15 protein-coding genes and 1 pseudogene are annotated in these 16,614 nt (G+C 68.6%); 6 read left to right on the top strand and 10 right to left on the bottom strand.

What is annotated here, in order from left to right; translation table 11 throughout:
* The first annotated feature begins 204 nt into the window (after window positions 1–204).
* The gene (locus MHY49_RS16990; RefSeq protein ID WP_239206123.1) at window positions 205–1,707 is read left to right on the top strand and encodes a hypothetical protein; all 1,503 of its coding nucleotides are present in this window, start codon (window positions 205–207) and stop codon (window positions 1,705–1,707) included.
* Between the two features lie 557 nt (window positions 1,708–2,264).
* Window positions 2,265–3,545: pseudogene (locus MHY49_RS16995) on the top strand (FGGY family carbohydrate kinase); the annotation flags it as partial.
* Here the strand turns inward: MHY49_RS16995 and MHY49_RS17000 are convergent.
* The 6 genes from MHY49_RS17000 to MHY49_RS17025 all read right to left on the bottom strand — a co-directional run bounded on the left by MHY49_RS17000 (window position 3,492) and on the right by MHY49_RS17025 (window position 10,824).
* Window positions 3,492–3,848: a hypothetical protein gene (locus MHY49_RS17000; protein ID WP_239206151.1), complete on the bottom strand. Its 357-nt coding sequence runs from the start codon at window positions 3,846–3,848 to the stop codon at window positions 3,492–3,494. The pseudogene MHY49_RS16995 and the gene MHY49_RS17000 sit on opposite strands and share 54 nt — an antisense overlap.
* A 134-nt stretch (window positions 3,849–3,982) precedes the next feature.
* Window positions 3,983–6,166 carry a beta-galactosidase gene (locus MHY49_RS17005; protein ID WP_239206125.1) on the bottom strand — a complete coding sequence of 728 codons (2,184 nt, stop codon included), beginning with the start codon at window positions 6,164–6,166 and terminating at the stop codon, window positions 3,983–3,985.
* 183 nt (window positions 6,167–6,349) lie between these two features.
* Window positions 6,350–7,264, bottom strand: coding sequence for a carbohydrate ABC transporter permease (locus tag MHY49_RS17010; RefSeq protein ID WP_239206127.1), 915 nt, complete (start codon window positions 7,262–7,264; stop codon window positions 6,350–6,352).
* A complete protein-coding gene (locus MHY49_RS17015; protein ID WP_239206129.1) occupies window positions 7,261–8,235 on the bottom strand; it encodes a carbohydrate ABC transporter permease in 975 nt (324 codons plus the stop codon). The genes MHY49_RS17010 and MHY49_RS17015 overlap by 4 nt, the downstream gene beginning before the upstream one ends.
* 3 nt (window positions 8,236–8,238) lie before the next feature.
* Window positions 8,239–9,522, bottom strand: a complete 1,284-nt coding sequence (locus tag MHY49_RS17020) for an extracellular solute-binding protein (protein WP_239206131.1) — start codon at window positions 9,520–9,522, stop codon at window positions 8,239–8,241.
* Between the two features lie 228 nt (window positions 9,523–9,750).
* Window positions 9,751–10,824, bottom strand: coding sequence for a substrate-binding domain-containing protein (locus MHY49_RS17025; RefSeq protein ID WP_239206133.1), 1,074 nt, complete (start codon window positions 10,822–10,824; stop codon window positions 9,751–9,753).
* 194 nt (window positions 10,825–11,018) lie between these two features.
* Between MHY49_RS17025 and MHY49_RS17030 the strand changes: the two genes are divergently transcribed.
* The gene (locus MHY49_RS17030) at window positions 11,019–11,333 is read left to right on the top strand and encodes a 4a-hydroxytetrahydrobiopterin dehydratase (RefSeq protein WP_239206135.1); all 315 of its coding nucleotides are present in this window, start codon (window positions 11,019–11,021) and stop codon (window positions 11,331–11,333) included.
* 19 nt (window positions 11,334–11,352) lie between these two features.
* Here the strand turns inward: MHY49_RS17030 and MHY49_RS17035 are convergent, their stop codons facing one another.
* Together MHY49_RS17035 and MHY49_RS17040 are read right to left on the bottom strand one after the other, a co-directional pair.
* Window positions 11,353–12,792 carry a sulfatase-like hydrolase/transferase gene (locus tag MHY49_RS17035; protein ID WP_239206137.1) on the bottom strand — a complete coding sequence of 480 codons (1,440 nt, stop codon included), beginning with the start codon at window positions 12,790–12,792 and terminating at the stop codon, window positions 11,353–11,355.
* Window positions 12,793–12,923: 131 nt separating this feature from the next.
* Window positions 12,924–13,577, bottom strand: a complete 654-nt coding sequence (locus MHY49_RS17040) for a hypothetical protein (protein WP_239206139.1) — start codon at window positions 13,575–13,577, stop codon at window positions 12,924–12,926.
* Between the two features lie 142 nt (window positions 13,578–13,719).
* Here MHY49_RS17040 and MHY49_RS17045 point away from each other — a divergent pair, with 142 nt between their 5' ends.
* On the top strand, window positions 13,720–14,355 hold the full coding sequence (locus MHY49_RS17045; protein WP_239206141.1) for a TetR/AcrR family transcriptional regulator: 636 nt from the start codon (window positions 13,720–13,722) through the stop codon (window positions 14,353–14,355).
* A gap of 13 nt (window positions 14,356–14,368) precedes the next feature.
* Here MHY49_RS17045 and MHY49_RS17050 read toward each other — a convergent pair whose 3' ends face one another.
* Window positions 14,369–14,701 (bottom strand): helix-turn-helix domain-containing protein, encoded by a 333-nt coding sequence (locus MHY49_RS17050; protein ID WP_239206143.1) that lies wholly within the window; start codon window positions 14,699–14,701, stop codon window positions 14,369–14,371.
* A gap of 102 nt (window positions 14,702–14,803) precedes the next feature.
* On the opposite strand from MHY49_RS17050, the gene MHY49_RS17055 reads away from it, so the two are divergent.
* Entirely contained in the window at window positions 14,804–15,013 is a 210-nt protein-coding gene (locus MHY49_RS17055; protein ID WP_239206145.1) for a 2-hydroxymuconate tautomerase, read from the top strand.
* A gap of 14 nt (window positions 15,014–15,027) precedes the next feature.
* Here the strand turns inward: MHY49_RS17055 and MHY49_RS17060 are convergent, their stop codons facing one another.
* Entirely contained in the window at window positions 15,028–15,708 is a 681-nt protein-coding gene (locus tag MHY49_RS17060; protein ID WP_239206147.1) for a YitT family protein, read from the bottom strand.
* Between the two features lie 204 nt (window positions 15,709–15,912).
* Here MHY49_RS17060 and MHY49_RS17065 point away from each other — a divergent pair, with 204 nt between their 5' ends.
* Window positions 15,913–16,389, top strand: a complete 477-nt coding sequence (locus tag MHY49_RS17065; RefSeq protein ID WP_239206149.1) for a helix-turn-helix transcriptional regulator — start codon at window positions 15,913–15,915, stop codon at window positions 16,387–16,389.
* The last annotated feature ends 225 nt before the right edge of the window (window positions 16,390–16,614 follow it).

The raw sequence follows: 16,614 nt of genomic DNA on the forward strand, positions 1-16,614 counted from the left end.
GGCCAACAGATGTTCTTCCGCGTGGGGCGGGGGTGGCGGAAGGGGGGTGACGACCGAGTGGGTCGTCGAAGCTTCCCGAAATGAAGCGATCCAATTGGGTGACGTGACGCCATGTGTGGGCCACAATGTGGAGGCAGTGCGTCCCTCGAAACTTGCGCGGATCCCCGATCTGAGTGAATTTCGCAGAATTGGAGTGAAGAAATAGTGGCTGACCAGAAGGTTTCGAACAGGGTTGTGTTCGCGAGAGTGGCCGTCTCCTCAAACTTGTCGGAAGAGTATGTAGAGGGACTGTTTGATTGGAGAGGTTGGCACCACTTCGCACGAGAAGACTGTGACTACATTCTTGCTATTCCCGTCTATAGTGCGAAATCCGCTGCGTTGAGTGTGGCGAGATCTGAGCTAGCGGACTTCAACCGCCAGGAACTCCCCTTGACCGTTGACGAGCTTCGCCTAGTGGAGCCCCTAACGGATCATCGCAGAATCGTTTCGATAAATAGAGCAAAGGGCGGGTGGGGAAACCTGTTTCCGAAGAAGTGGAGGCGCTCTGCTGAAATGAGCCTCCAGCCACTTAATTGGGAAATCGCTGTCCCAAGGAGTGTGAACCCGGCGCTCCTGAGACGACGTGCGGAAGAGCGGAAAGCCGCTCAGGAGCAATTGAAAACCGCTCACTTGCCCGGCGAAGAGTACGACCCGGTTACGATGTCAATATCAAGCCGCGCGGAGCCCGTGCGGACCGTCGAGAACCCTTGGGAGGAGCCAAAAAGGTACCTAGGGTTCATCCTTCTTGTGGTACTCGGAGCGCTCGTTTCGTTCGGAGGGAGTGTGCTTGCGTGGATGCCGACAGAATTGCCGTTCCGAATTGCGGGAGGTCTAATTTCAACGGTCATTGTTGCGATTTTTGCACGCTGGGCCAGTGGGGATCGCCTAAATCGAGGGTTGCGAATCGCTGGTGGGCTGGCCGCGTGGCTGATCGCGGCAGCGGTGGGTCTGCCATTCCGTATTTTCATTGAAGAGTTCGGTGACGAGCTTGTAGGCGCACTCAAGGTAATGGCAGGAACAGGCGCTTGCGTAGTGTTCTTGGCGGGCCTGGTTCACCTTGTTGCAATAAATCCGGAAGTTAAGAAGGTCTGGTCGCTCACGACTTTGACTGCGTTAGTTGCCTTGGTGGCCACAGGAGCTCAGTACTACGCTGCAGCCTGGATCGGTGCTTTCGGTGTTCCGTCGGACGATGTGGCTATTCCGGGCTGGTTTCGAATTTATGTCGCTGGATACTTTCTCGTTTGGTTGACAGGTGGACTTGTCTCTCTCGGGGGGACATTCGGGTGGGTTCGGTACTTCGGAGTGAGGGGTGGCGGGTTTTTTAGTGAGTCCGTATTGAAGGTTGCTGCAGGGTTCTTCGCGGTACTGTGGATCTTGCTGGCTTTGGCGGCTGCAATCGGTAGCTCTCAAGACTTGGTGGCTGACTGGGGAAAGGAGCTGTCAGGCGGCGAGACGCCGCCTGAAACCGCGGAATTCCTCTATGCTGCATGCAAGTACCCGGCTGATGGCTCGGGCGAAGGTGAGCGAATAGTTGTTCTGCAAGGAAAAGACGGTAACGCCTGGATCGTGGAATCCAAAGATAGCCAAGTTGTATCCAACAATCCCGAAAAAATTGACTTCGATAAATACGCTGTCCTCCGCTCCGGTGGACAGGATTCTATGTGCTAATCGGATCCGCGCGCGGATTGCGATTTGTTGACTTGCAGCGAAAATCGAAGGATAGGACGCTCCGTCTCCCACTAAAGCGCAGAGCGCATGCTTGGCGATTGGCATTGTCGGTCGCCGTCAGTGTCTACCAACGGAAGGGTACATAGCTTGAAAATTGGTGTGTCTCGAGTTCCACGTCAAGGACATCCGTTGCGAGGGCCCAATTGGGTGCGCTCGTCGGGATGGTCGGCAGTGGCCAGATCTGTACCCTAATGATTGTTCGGGGGTATTCTTAAAGTTTTGAAATGTTAAGTTGTGGGCAAGTGGTGTCGCAAGGTTTGCTGTCAACGTGGCAAACTGGGCTCGAGTTGCGACGTACTCGGATTGGTCAAGAGGTTGAAAGGGTCGGATGGTGGGCGCGTGCTACCTTTACGTGTCTACAGGCTGTGCACCAAAATCCCCGAGGCGTTCATCTCGTTAACGCTGGAGGGCGTTGTCGAGACTTTCTGGGCTGCAACAGGAACCGCACTTGCCTAGCTAGAGCAGCAACGTGCTCGCGCCCCGCCTACCCTGTCCCCATGCCCCCGCTGCTCTGCCTCGACTTCGGCACGTCCTCCGCGAAGGCGGCGCTGATCGACCTCGAGGGCCGCCGTCTCACCACCGCGAGCGAGCCATATCCCACCGCCTCGTTGCCCGACGGCGGCTCCGAGCAGGATCCCGAGCGCTGGATCCGCGCCGCCCGCACCGCGATCACGCAGGTGCACCCGCGATCGGCCGACGTCGCGGCGCTCTGCCTCACCGGCCAGATGCAGGACCTGATCCTCGAGAGCTCGACGAGCGGCGATGACGGCGCGGTGCGCCCCGCGGTCCTCTACACCGACCTCCGCGCAAGCACCGAGACCCGCGAGATCCGCGAGGCCGTCGCCCGTGATGGCGAGGACTGGGACGTGCTCGCCGGCACCCAGCAGGACGCGAGCAGCTGCGCTGCCATGTTCCGCCGCCTCGCGCTCGTCGAACCGGAGGCCATCGGCCGTGCCCGCGGCATCACCTTCGGTCCCGCCGGCCACCTCGCGCATCGCCTCGGCGCCGGCACCTGGTGCGATTCGACCACCGCCTCGACGACGGGCGTGCTCGATGCCCGCACTCGCGACTGGTCGCCCGCCGTCGCCCGCACGGCCGGCATCGACCCGGCCCTTCTGCCGCGCCTCACGCGCTGGATCGGCGAGGTGGTCGGCCGCACGGGCGAGAGCGCCCGCGATCTGCTCGGTATCTCGTCCGGCATCCCGATCGTGCTCGCGCCCGGCGACGCGGGCGCCGCGGCGATCGGCGTCACCGGCACCGCGCCCGGACGCGACCACGCGTCGCTGGGCACGAGCGGCTGGATCGCGAGAATCCGCGTCGTGCCTGACGAGGGCGCCGGGGTGCCCGATGCCTCTCACCGCCTCGCTCTCGGCGGCCTCGAGCTGCGCATCTCCGCCGTCCTCGCCGCCGGAGCGGCCGCCGCGTGGGCCCGCGAAACGTACCTGCACGGCGCCTCGCCCGCCGAGGCCGACGCTCTGCTGGAACAGCGAGAGCGCGCGCACGGGCGCGGCCCGACAGGCCTGCTCGTCCTGCCCTCGCTCGGCGGGGAGCGCTACCCCGTGCGGGACCATGCGCTGCGCGGCGCCGTGCTCGGCCTCGACCACACCACGCGGCCCGTCGACCTCTATGCCGCGACCCTCGAGGGCGTCGCTCTCGCTCTCTCGCACGCACTCGATCCCGCGGAACAAGGGGTTGCCCCAGCCGGGGGCGATGCCGCCAGTCGGTCAGGCGATGCCCTGCTCACCGTGGTCGGCGGGGGAGCGGTCTCTGCTCCCTGGAGGCGGATCCTGGCCGACGTCACCGGCCGGTCCGTCCATAGCGTCGGGCGCGACGACCAGGCAGTCGATGTCCCGGCGCCGGAGACCGGCCATGTGGACGCGACCCTGCTGGGGGCGGCGATCGCGGGCGTCGAGGCCCTCGGGGTCGAGCACTCCATCGCCCCGCTCGCCGAGCGCGCGGGCGTGACCACGGCCCCGGATCCGTCGGCCGTCGAGGCCTACGCGCAGCTGCGGCCTGCGCACCGCGCTCTGTACGAGGCAGCGGCGGGCATCGGACGCCTGCACTCCGTCGACCCCCCCCATCGGAGGACCGCTCGCAGAACCGGATCATCTAGACGGCGTGCGATCGGGGCATCGGGGTGCCAAGCCCCTGGCGCCCATCTGGCCATCGTTCGCAGCCCGGACCCCGCAGCCCGCACCCCGCCGCTGGTCCCCGGTCACCCCACCTCGACGACCACCCGCACATCCCACGCTCCGAGCTCCAGCTCGCTGCCTACGGCGAGCTCCTCACCGCTCACCGCGTCCCGCACGGCCGTCGGCAGACGGAAAGTGCTCGGCTCCCACGACCAGTTGTGCAGGAAGCGCACGTGCTCGCCGGCGCCGTTGCGCGCGGAGAACACGGTCTGGGAGCCGGTCGCAGGACGCCATGCGGCGCCGCCTTGTCGGTCCCCGAGGGGCACTCCGTCCGCGCGGTCCTTACCGTCCCCGCCATCCTCGCGGGCCCCGTCACGGTCCACCCGCACGGCCCACTCCATGAGCGCGGCCGCGAGATCCTGGTCCGGCACGGTACCGACGTACGTGATCCGCCCGTCCCCGGCCTCCCTCGTGGTCACGGCGGGCCAGCGGCCGAAGTGTGGGTGCGCGTAACGGGCGAGCACCTGTGTCTGCTCGTCGGTCACCTGCACGCCGTCGGCCCAGCGCGTGCCTGAGGCGCCCGCCGTCAAGGAGAACGAGACGTCCTCGGCTCCGTCGCCCGCCTCGAGTGCGAGCGGCCCGCGCAGGTTCGAGAACTCGTCGTACCAGACCCCGGCGGCCTCATCGAGCAACCCCGGCTTGCGCTCGAGGCGCGCCCGCGCCTCCTCGTCCTCGTAGCCGGTGCGCACCCCGAGCACCAGGTGCCCTCCGGCCTCCGCGTACTCCCGCAGCCAGACAAGGTTCTCATCGGAGGCGATCGTGAACGCCGCGGCGACCAGCACGGGCCGGCGCTGCGCGAACTTCGCCGGTGACTGCTCGCTCAGCTGCGCGATGTGCACGGCGTTCGCCTGCAGTCCGGCATCGACCACACCCCGCGAGAACGCCTCGTAGACGGTCTGGAACGAGCGGCGGTCCGGACTGCCGTCCGCCTTCGCGAACGTCGGATACTCGGCGAGCGACCACTTCGAGGGGTTGTCGAACAGCAACGCGACGTCGGCGTCCGGCTCCAATCCCGTGACGCTCGCGCCGGCACGGCGCAGCTCCTCGCCGATCTGCGCGAGCTCCCCATAGACCCGTCCCGGCTCCTGGGAGTGGGGGAGGATGCCACCCCAGTAGGTCTCGGCGCCGGCGTGCAGGGTGTGCCAGTGCCAGTACTCGATCATCGCGGCGCCACGGGAGATCAGCGCCCAGGCGGCCTGGCGCCACTGCCCGTCGTACGCCGGCTCGTTCATCCACGGGAAACCGATGGCCTGTGCGTTCGTCTCGGTGACGAGGAACGGCGCCTGCTTCGTGCCGTACATGCGATCCGCGTGCGTGATCAGCGACCACACGCCCGTGGTCGTCCAGAACTGGGCGTCCTGGTCGCGGTTCGGCATCGCGAAGGAGTCCTGCATCCGGTAGTACGGGTTCCCCGCTGTGACGTCGAGGGAGCGGGCCACCTTCTCCTCGTCCAGCGTGGGACGGTCGTAGGAGATGCAGGTGGTGACGAACTGGTCCTCGCGGGCGTACTCGCGCACCACCTCCGCCTGCCAGCCGATGAAATCGGTGGTCAGCTGGGCCTGCAACCGGCGCCAGGCGAGCGTGTACTGGGGCTGCACGTTCGCGTCCGGGCGCCACAGGTCCGCCCAGTCGCTCAGACGGTGCGACCAGTAGGTGAGCCCCCAGGCCCGGTTGAGCTCCTCGACCGAGCCGTAGCTGCGTCGAAGGTGGTCCACGAACTTCTGGAACACCTGGTCGTTCGCGAAGATCTCGTTGCCCGGTTCGTTGTCGACCTGGAAGCCGATCACGGTCGGGTGGTCCGCGTAGCGGCTGATGATCCGACGGATCACGCGCTCGGCGTGGAAGAGGAACGCGGGGTGGGCGAAGTTGATCTCCTGGCGGGCGCCCCAGCCCATCCGCTGACCCGAGGTGCGCTCGACGTTGATCTCGGGCACCTGGCGCACCAGCCACATGGGCGCCGCGTAGGTGGGGGTGCCGAGCACGACGGCGATTCCGTTCTCGTGCGCCGCGTCCAGCACCGGGGCCAGCCATTCGAGGTCGAAGACGCCGTCCTCGGGCTCCCAGGTGGACCACACGGACTCGCCCACGCGGATCACGGTGAATCCGGCTTCCCGCATCTGGCGCATGTCGGTCTCCAGGCGAGGGGAGGGCTGGTACTCGTGGTAGTACGCGGCGCCGAAGAGCACGTGGTCGGGCTGCTGGAACATGGGGCGGTCCTTTCGGGAGAGGGGCTCGGGTGAGGGCCGGCACGGGGCGCGGCGAGGGGCAGTGCTGGGTGAGAAGGGCGGAACGGGTTCGTATCCCGTTGGGGTGTCTGGTGCTGCAGTCGAGTCAGGAGCGGAGCGAAGTATCGGCCGACGACCCGGCCGCGCCGGGCCGTCGGCCGGATCTCACCCCTTCACTGCTCCGGCGACGAGACCCTCGAGCAGCTGCCTGCGCAGCAGGATGAAGACGAGGATCGTCGGGATCGAGGCGAGCACGGCGCCGGCGAGGACCAGGTCGTAGCTGCGGTTCTCCGAGGCGTAGAGGATGTTCAGTCCCAGCGGCAGCGTGTACTGGCTGGTGTTGGAGATGATCACCAGCGGCCACATGAAGCTGTTGTAGCTCTGCAGGAAGCTCCACACTCCGAGCGCTCCGAGCGAGGGACGCAGCAGCGGCAGCACGACGCGCCGGAAGGTGCCGAACTCGCTGCTGCCGTCGATCCGCGCCGACTCGAGGAGCTCGTCGGGGATCGCCTGCACGATGAACTGCTGCGTCATGAAGATCCCGAAGGCGGGCGCCACCCAGGGGACGATCAGCGCGAACCACGGGTTCGCCAGACCGCTCTTGACCACCAGGATGAACAGCGGGATCAGGATCACGGCGAAGGGGATCGACAGCGAGCTGAACATGACCGCGAAGAGGATCCTCTTGCCGCGGAAGCGGAACTTCGCGAAGCCGTATCCGGCCATGGCGCACACGAACACGGAGACCACAGTCGCGATCGCCGCGGTGCCGATGCTGATCGCGAACCACGACCAGAACGGCTGGGTCGAGAGCAGATTGCGGTAGTTCTCAAGAGTCGCCGGGTTCGGGATCAGCGATGGCGGGGTCGCGAAGATGTCACCGCGCTGTTTGAACGATCCGCTCAGCGCCCACACCAGCGGCAGGATGAACACCACCAGCAGCGCGCAGAGCGTCAGGTAGAGCAGTCCCCGGCGCACGCGGAAGCGGCGCGGCGACTTCTGGCCCTCGGCCCGACGTCCTGACGGGGCGGTCGGTGCGGTGGTTGCGGAGGATGCGGATGCGGCGTCGATGGTGCTCATGAGTCCCTCCCGATGCCCAGGAGACGGTTCAGTCCCTGGCTGACAGCGAAGACGATGATGAAGAGGACGACGCCCGCCGCGGCCGCGTAGCCGAACTGCTGGCGTTCGAAGGCGGCGCGGTAGATGAACATGGCGACCGAGATCGTCGCCTCGCCGGGTCCGCCCTTGGTCAGCAGGTACGGCTCGTCGAACAGCTGGGCCGCACCGATGAACGAGGTGACGATGACGAACGCCGAGATGGGCTTGATGCCCGGGACGGTGACCGCGAGGAAGGTGCGCACGCGGCCCGCGCCGTCGAGCGCTGCGGCCTCGTACTGCTCGGCCGGCACGTTCTGCAACGCGGCGAGGAAGAAGATCGTCAGATAGCCGACCGTCCTCCACAGCAGCACGAAGCCGATCGCGCCCTTCGCGAGCGTCGGATCGCCCAGCCAGTCCACGTGCGGCAGTCCGAACAGGGCATCCAGCGACGCGTTCAGCAGGCCGTAGTCGCGGTCGAAGATCAGGCTGTAGATCAGCGCGATGACGATCGGCGAGAGCACCATTGGCACGAAGAAGGCGACGCGGAACAGGTCCCGCATCCGCAGGCCCTTGGCGTGCAGCCCCTGGGCGATCAGCAGCGCGCAGGGGACCACGATGATGACCGCGACCAGCGTGTAGACGAGGGAGTTCGCGAGCGCCGTCGCGAAGCTCGAGTCGGTCGCGAGGTTCGCGTAGTTAGAGAGGCCGATGAACCGGGGCATGCCCAGCCCCACCCATTCGGTGAGGCTGAGGACGAGCGCCGCCAGGATCGGGATGATCATGAACAGCACGTAGAGCACGTAGAAGGGCGCGATGAAGGCGTACGGCGCAGCGCCCCCGCGCAGGGAGCCGGTGCGCCGAGCCGCCGGGCCGCGGCGGGAGGATGGTCCGGGGGCCGCAGAGCCGCCGCGTGCGGCCGGGGCGTCGGTGTTGGAGATGTCGGTGGTGGTCATCGGTCAGCCCTTCGCTTGCCCGCGGAAGTCTTCGGTGGCATCGGCGAGCGCCTGAGCAGGACTGACGGTGCCCTTGAAGGCGCGCAGCACGTGGCCCGACAGCACTGTGTTCATGATCGAGATGTCGGCGCTCTGGTGGACGTCGGGGACGTCGTCGACGATGTCCCGGAAGATCTCGAACAGCTTCTGCCCGCCGAAGTACTCGCTCTCCAGGCTCAGCAGTTCGGGTGCGTCATAGACCGAGCGCAGCGTGGGCAGGTAGCCCAGGTCCTTGTAGCGCGCGATCTGCTGGTCGGGGTCCAAGTAGCCCTTCACGACGAGGTTCCGGGCGGCGGCCGTCGCCGGCTTGTCGGTGAGCGCCGCGAAGCCGGTGCCTCCGCCGACGCCGGTGCGGTGCCCGCCGCCTGCGAAGACGGGCAGGGCGGCCACGCGCCACTTCCCGGACTGCTCGGGCACGTTGGGCTGGATGCCGTAGCTCGAGTACCAGGACGGCATGTTCACGGCCAGGATCTTCCCGGCCTTCAGACCGCTCTGGATGCTGGGGCCGTACATGTCGGCGACGGTCGTGAGGAACCCGCTCTGCACACCGTCGACGAGGAAGGCGAGGGTCTCCTCGGCCTCGGGGCTCTGAAGGGTCGGCGCGCCGTCGGCGTCGAAGAGGTCGCCGCCGCGCTGCAGCAGGTGGATGTGGAAGCACTGCACGGTGCCGCCCGGGTCGTTGACGGCGAAGGCCCCGAGCGACAGGCCCTTCTTCTCCGCAAGCGTGCGGCCGACGTCCGCGAAGTCCTCCCACGTGCCGAAGTCGGCGTCGATGCCCAGGCGATCGAACTCGTCGGCGCGGTGGTAGAGCACCGTGACCGGCGTGTCCGAGTCCAGGGCGTAGAGCGCACCGTCCTTGCTGAAGGGGGTGAGGCGGGCGGAGATGAGGTCGTCGGTGAACGGCTCGACGTCCTGCGTGAGGTCGACCAGCAGCTCCGGGGCGATCTCGCCGCGCAGCATGCGGGAGAACGCTCCGATCTCGAGACCCGCGACGTCAGGGGTGCCGGTGCCGGCGACGGCCTGTGCGATGAGCTTCGTGACGAGGTCCGCGGCGGCGATCTTGGTGACGCGGAGGTCGTAGTCGAAGGGAGAGCCCTTCTCCGCGACGGGGACGGCGCCCTCGAAGAATTTGATGTAGCCGTCGTCGTGGGTCCAGAAGTCCAGAGCGACGGTTCCCGAGGTGATCTCCGTGGCGTCGCCGCTCCCGCAGGCGCTCAGAGCACCGGTCAGGGCGGTGCCTGCGGCCACGGCGGCAGGGATCCTCAGCAGCTCTCGGCGACTCGGCCGTAGTCGTCCGGGTGGGGGAGCCGAGGCGGCGGGACGAGGTCCGCGGGTGCCGCGGAGCAATGGGTGGGGACGAGGCATGGTGCACTCCTGACTACGCTGTCAATTGTGGGTACAGAGAACTGCCGAGGTGGTGGGTGCGATGTGCGCGGGCGGCCGGCTCCCTCGCGGAAGCCGACGGCCCGGGGTGGGCTACCTGTGGTCGGGAGCCTGTGACGGGCGCGGAGGCGCCGTGGTGGCGCGTTCGACGAAGGTGATCGGCACGAGGTGCGCGGGGCTGGTCCGGACGTTGCCGTCGATGGCGCGGATGAGCTGGTTCATGCCGTCATGGGCGGCGAGGGTGAACTGCTGGCGCAGGGTGGTCAGAGGGGTTGCGAGGAACTCGGCGACGTCGATGTCGTCGAAGCCGACGATGCTCACGTCCTCGGGGACGTGCAGCCCGGCTGCCTGGATCGCGGCGATCGCACCGACGGCCATCTGGTCGTTCGCGACGAAGACGGCCGTCGGCCGGTCATCGCTGTCGAGCAGGCGCTGCATCGCCTCGTACCCGCTGCGGGGCGACCAGTCGCCGGTGGCAGGCTCGGGCACCCGGAGGCCCCGGTGCCGAAGGACCGACTCCCAGCCCTCGCGGCGCAGCTGACTGGAGATCCAGCCCTCGGGGCCGGCGAGGTGGTGGATGGTCTCGTGGCCGAGGCTCACGAGGTGCTCGGCGGCGACGCGACCGCCGTCCTCCTCGTCCGTGCCCACCACGAGCTCGTCGGGGCGGGAGGTGAGCCCGCGGGCGCCCAGAGTGAGCACGGCGACGTCGCCCCGGATCCGCAGGGGAGCGCCGTCGAGGTGCATCGGCTCGGAGAGGACGATGCCTTCCACGCCTTCGCTGAGCAGCGTGTCGACTGCGGCCTGGATCTCTGTGCGTGAGGTCGAGTCCGTGCGGTGGACGCTCAGCGAATAGTGACCCGCGCGGGCGACGGACTCAAGGGCGGCGAGTGCGGAGGTGGGGCCGTGGAACGAGGTCCCGAGTGCGACCACGCCGATGCGCCGGGTGCGCCGGGTGACCAGCGAGCGTGCGGCGGCGTTCGGGCGGAACTCTAGCGTGTCGATCGCGCGCTGCACACGCTCGCGGACCTCCGGGCGCACGTGCGGCTCGCCGTTGACGACCCGGGAGACCGTCTTCTGGGAGACGCCGGCGTGGGCGGCGACGTCCATCATCGAGACGGCGCGCCGTGCGGAGCGGTCGGCCCGGCGGCTTGCGGGGGTCGCTGTCACAACGCCTCCTCTCGGCCTCGACGCGGAACGTGTCGGTGAGCCTAGAGACCACTTGACTGCGCAGTCAAGGGGTGTTCGGCATCGTCCGTGGTCCGCAGTTCAATGCCGGAGGCGCGTCGTCCGACCCCGTCTGTCGGGAGTGCTCGTCAGACGATGGAGTAGCCCGCAAGCCCTCGGAGGCGCACGATGGAAGCATGTCTGATCCGCAGAAGACCCTGACCGCATCCGAGATCAGCGAGGCCATCCCTGCCGGGTGGCAGCACGAGGGCGAGCAGATCACCGCGCGCTTCGCCACCGGTGACTTCGGGACCGGCCTCGCTCTGGTCGATCGCATCGGCGCATCCGCCGAGGAGGCGAATCACCACCCGGACCTGACGCTCACCTATTCGGAGGTCACGGTGGCACTCTCGAGCCATGACGTCGGCGGCATCACGTCGCGGGACATCGAGCTCGCCCGCGCCATCACCGAGCACGCGGCAGCGCTCGGCGTCTCCCCGGGCGAGGGCTGACGGCGGACGCGCCCCCGCCTCAGAACGGCGCCAACCTCACCCGCGACCGATCCTCCGTCGCCACCAGCACGTCCACCAGGAACGCCTGCATCTCCGCCCGCATCTCCCTCGCCTCGGGCACGTCCCACAGGTTCCGCAGCTCGTCGGGGTCCGCGGCGAGGTCGTAGAGCTCCCCGGTCCGCTCCCTCGCGGTCGCCGGCGGCCCGTGGTGCACGACGATCTTCCACGTGCCCCGGCGCACCATCGTCGTGTGCACGGGAGGGTCGTACGCCCAGCAGCCGTCGCGGTACTCCGAGAGCACCCAGTCGCGATCATCGAACGGCTCGGCGTCGCTCGGCCACAGCCCCGCGAGGTCGCGCCCCTGCGCCCGCGGGAGCCCGATCGATCCCGCGGCCGAGAGCACTGTGCGGGTGAGGTCGATCCACTCCACGAGCTCGTCGGCGACCATGCCTTCGGGGATCTGCCCGGGCCAGCGCATGAGCAGCGGGACCTTCACCGAGCAGTCGAACATCATCGGTCCCTTGAGCAGCATGCGGTGGTCGCCCAGCATCTCCCCGTGGTCGCTCGTGAAGATCACCAGGGTGTTCTCCGCGAGCTCTTCGAGCTCGAGGGCGTCGAGGATCCGCCCCACCTCCTCGTCGACGAGGGAGACCATCGCGAAGTACTGGGCCTTGATCTCCTGGAGGTCCTCGGGGGAGTAGTCGTCGAACCCCGGCATGTGCCCGGCATAGGACTTCGCGGACTCCTGGCTGTAGATCGGGGGCTTGGTCGCGAGCTCGTCCTCGATCGTCACGGGCGCGGGCAGGGCCGACGCGTCGTAGAGGTCCCGGAAGCGCTGGGGAGCCTCGAACCCGTGATGGGGATCGAAGAAGTTCGAGATGAAGCAGAAGGGACGATCCTTCTGCCGCGAGTGACCGAGGAACTCGATGGTCTCCTCGGCGACCCAGTGCGAATAGTGCGCCTCCTGCGGCAGGGAGTCGATGGACATCTCACGCTTCACGACGGCGCTCTCGTACAGCTCCGGGTGCGTGCGCCGCAGCCAGTGGTGGTACTCGTTCCCGGCCGAGCGCAGATACGGGTCGTGCGCCCAGCGGAACACGCGCAGACCGTCGTCCAGACGCGGCTCGATCCTGCCGTCGAACGCGGATCCGAGGTGCAGCTTCCCGGCGAGCCCGCAGTCGTAGCCCTCGTCCGCGAGGGTCTTCGTGAACAGCTGCTCGCCGGGGTCCATGTCCACGCCGTTCGCCCACAGGCTGTGGTGGCGCGGGTACCGGCCCGTCATCAGGCTCCCGCGGGAGGGCGCGCAGATCGGCGACTGCGTATAGCAGTTCGTGAACCGCGCGCCCTGCGCCGCCAGACGATCGAGGTGCGGGGTGCGGATGTGCTCGTTGCCCGCGGCGCCGAGCGCGTCGTAGCGCTGCTGGTCGGTGCAGAGCAGAAGGATGTTCGGACGGGGCACGGTTCACTCCCGGGGGTCACGGATCCGACGGTGCATCCGTCGTGACGGGGTCCGGCCAGCCTTCACCCTGGCGCCGCTCGCGTCCACCGCCCACTCGCTTCCACCCCCGCTCGACCGGGACCGAGCCCTGCTCAGTTCCCCGCCGCGTCCAGCAGCCAGTGGTACCTCAGACGCAGCGCCCGCTCCGTGCTCGCGGCCGCCGCGGCCACTCCGAGGGCGATGTTCAGCCACAGCGGGAGGGCGACGAGGGGGTCGATGGGTCCGATCCGCTCTGCGATCGGCGGGATGCGCAGCACCGGCACCGCGATCTGCTGCAGCAGCAGGGCGACGCCCACCAGCAGCGCCACGATCGAGATCGCGCCGACCAGCCGGCTCAGGCCGGGGCGTCGTTGCTCGAAGCGGGCCCGTCGGCCCTCCGCCGAGCGTGGATCGGGGACGAGCTGATGCTCGGCGCCGTCGTTGGTGACGAGGTGGCAGCGCTTGAGCCCGAACTGGCTGACCGCGACCTCGATCGCCCCGCCCTCGACGGGGAACACGGCGGGCGCGCGGGCGACCGCGTACTGGCGTCCGCCCCGGAACAGGTGCACTTTCACGTAGCCGTTGTCGTCGGTCTTCCACTGGCGCACGTCCACTGTGTATCGCACGGGGCGGCGGCCCTGATCCTCGAGGTCGAGATGGAACAGCGACCGCCCCAGCAGCTGCCACCAGCGGAACCGCTTGAGGGGACTGCCGTCCCCCGGATCGATCCGCTTCACCGCGCGTCGGCGACGCCACTGCTCGAACATCGGGGTGCCTCCTCGGCACTCGGGTGCGGGCCGGCTCGCCCATCGGCCGGACATGACGCGAAACTAGCACGCTGTACTAGTACGCTGTATCAGCAGAAAGTATGGGGCAGGCCGACGGCAGGGTCGAGAGGACGAGCAGACGATGAGTGAGGGCGGGGGAGCAGTGGACGACCAGCAGGAGCCGAGCACGAGGGAGAGGATCCTCGCGGCGGCCGCCGCGATCCTCGGCGAGGACGGTGCGACGGCGCGCCTCAGCGTCCGCGCGGTCGCCGCCCGCGCGGGCGTGAGCGTGGGCTCCCTCCGCCACCACTTCCCGACCCAGCAGGATCTGCGGGACGAGGTCATGCGGCGCGTGCTGGACTGGATGATGCCGCGCAGCAGCATCGGCGACCGCTCGGTGCCCCCTCGGGACCGCCTCGTGCAGTGCCTGCTCGACGTGCTGGACCTCAGCGGCACGGGCGCGCAGGCCCGGGAGGCGATGGCGACGATGACCAGCACCTTCATCACTGCGGAGCAGACTGCGTCCGTGCGGGAGGCCTACCTGGCGGCCCAGCGCGACGGTCAGCGCCGCGCGGAGGGCTGGCTGCGCGCGCTCGCCGAGGAATGCGCGATCCCCGCCGAGGACATCCCGCGCCGCGCGCGTTTCCTCGGCACGGTGCTCGACGGGCTCTCCCTGGAGCGCGCGATGCCTGCCGTCGACTCCCTCACGCAGGTCGAGTCAGAGGTGCTCTTCGCGGCCGCCGACGTCGCCCTCGCCCCCGCGGACCGCGACGGGTGAGGCGCGTGCCCCCTCACCGCTCGTGGTGCCCGTGCCCCCACTCGTGCAGCGCCGCGAACACCGTGTCCAGGCTCCGGCCGTGCTCGGTGATGCTGTAGGTGACCTGCGGCGGAGTCGTCGGGACGACGTCGCGCGCCACGAGCCCTTCGGCCACGAGCCGCTTCAGCTCCTCCGACAGCACCTTCTGCGAGATGCCGTCGACCCGGCGCTGCAGGTCCGCGTAGCGCCGGTCGCGTTGCAGCAGCTCGAACAGGATGAGCATCGTCCACTTGCCGCCGATCATGCCGATCGTGGTCCGCACGCTCTGCCCGCAGTAGTCCTCGCCGGGTGCTCCTGAATCGTCCATGTCCTACCTCGAGGTCGGTACCTGAGAAGAAAGTGCCGTCTTCCGCGTTCCGCGTCCTCCGCGCAGTCTGGTGCACACAGCACCCGACCGCCAGGAGGCATCATGCCGATCGTCCATCTCGACATCGTCCCCGAGCTCATGTTCGGAGACCGCCAGGAGCAGTACCAGAAGATCGCCGCGGGGATCACCGACACCATCGTCACCAGCACCGGCGCGCCCGCGGAGTCCGTGCACGTGCTGATCCGCGAGGTCTCCGACGCGAAGTACTCCGTGGGCGGCGAGCTCCTGCGGGACAGGATGCGGCACGACTGATCGCGCCGCCCGCCTCACGCCCGGTACCGCTCCGGGCGGTGGTTCAGCGCGAGCACCACGTTGAGGATCATCCCGCCGACGGCGGAGAGCAGCACCCGCGGCACATCGAGCACCAGCAGGGACAGCAGGATCACCGCGACGTCCATGGCCATCTGCACGTAGCCGGCGCGCAGCCCCGCGCGCTCCTGCAGGATCAGCGCGAGGATGTTGAAGCCGCCCAGGCTGGCCCGGTGCCGGAAGATGATGAGCAGGCCGACGCCCACCAGCAGGTTCCCGCCGATCACCGCGTAGACCAGCGGCACGTGCCCGAGCGCGAGGAACCGCGGGTGCACGAGGCTGAACAGCGAGATCAACCCCACGCAGATGACGGTCCGCACGGTGAACGACCAGCCCTTCTTCCACAGCGCGAGCACGAAGAACGGCAGGTTCACGGCTGCGAAGAGCACCGCGAACGGGATCGGCAGGGCGTGGGTCAGCAGCAGGGCGAGCCCCGCTGTGCCTCCGGTGACGGCGCCCGCGCACTGCAGCAGGTAGAGGCCGAGCGAGGCGAGGAACGTGCCGGTGATGACGCCGAGCACGTCCTCCGTCGGCCGATGGGGGATGACGACATCGATCGGCGGAGGAGCGACGGGGGTCTGCTCGGGGGAGGGGCCGTCGTTCGCCGCGGATCCTGAGGGGGCGGTGGTGCGGGGCATGGCGTCACCTTAGGCGGCGCGCGATCGGCGCTCGGCGCTTCTCCGGTCCGGCCGTACGGTCGCCCGGAACCGGCCGACCCATCGGCTGCCGGTGCCCGTCCCCGTGCCGCCGAAGACCGTCCCCGTACAGCCCGTGCCCGCCACTCGGTCGCCGGCGCGCACGGATCCGACGCACCCATCCCGCATCCGGGGGATCATGGAGCCATGGTCGAGGACTCGAGTGCTGACGCCGCGCACCAGCACGCGCACACCGAGGGACACGGGCATGCGCACGCCGCCGCGCACCAGCACGCGCACGCCGAGGGGCACGAGCACGTGAGCGTCGGACCCGCGGCGCTCGAGGGCGAGCATGCGGTGCGCGCGACGGCCGAGCTGCTGGAGGGCGGACAGGACCTCGACGAGCTCGCCCGCCGGCTCTCGGTCCTGGCCGATCCCCGCAGACTGCGGATCCTCTTCGCCGTCCACGCCCACCCCGGGATCCGCAGCTCCGACGTCGCGCGGGTGACGGGAGCGCTGGACTCGACGACCTCCCATGCCCTCACGCTCCTGCGCACGGCCGGGTGGGTGCGCACGGAGCAGCACGGCCGCGAGGTGCGCTACCACCTCGCGGATCCTCTGGGCCATCGCATCCTCCACGAGCTCGGGTCCGACCACCTGCCCGGAGTCGAGCACAGCTCCTGATCGCTCCGGCGACGGGACGGCCCATGCCACCAGACGGCAACCGCTCGACCCCCGCGCCGATACTTGCAAGGATTTGCAACCATGACTCGCATCGAGGCGCCGCACCCCGCGTCGGCGCAAGCGCGTGCAGCAGAGGCCGTCGGCCCGTCGGACCTCGGGACCTCCGAGGAGTCCGCTGCCTCCGATTCCCCCGATCCCTCCGACCCCTCCGACCGTCCCGCGACC

Origin of the sequence: Brachybacterium sp. ACRRE, from assembly GCF_022346485.1 — a bacterium.
Lineage (GTDB): Bacteria > Actinomycetota > Actinomycetes > Actinomycetales > Dermabacteraceae > Brachybacterium > Brachybacterium halotolerans.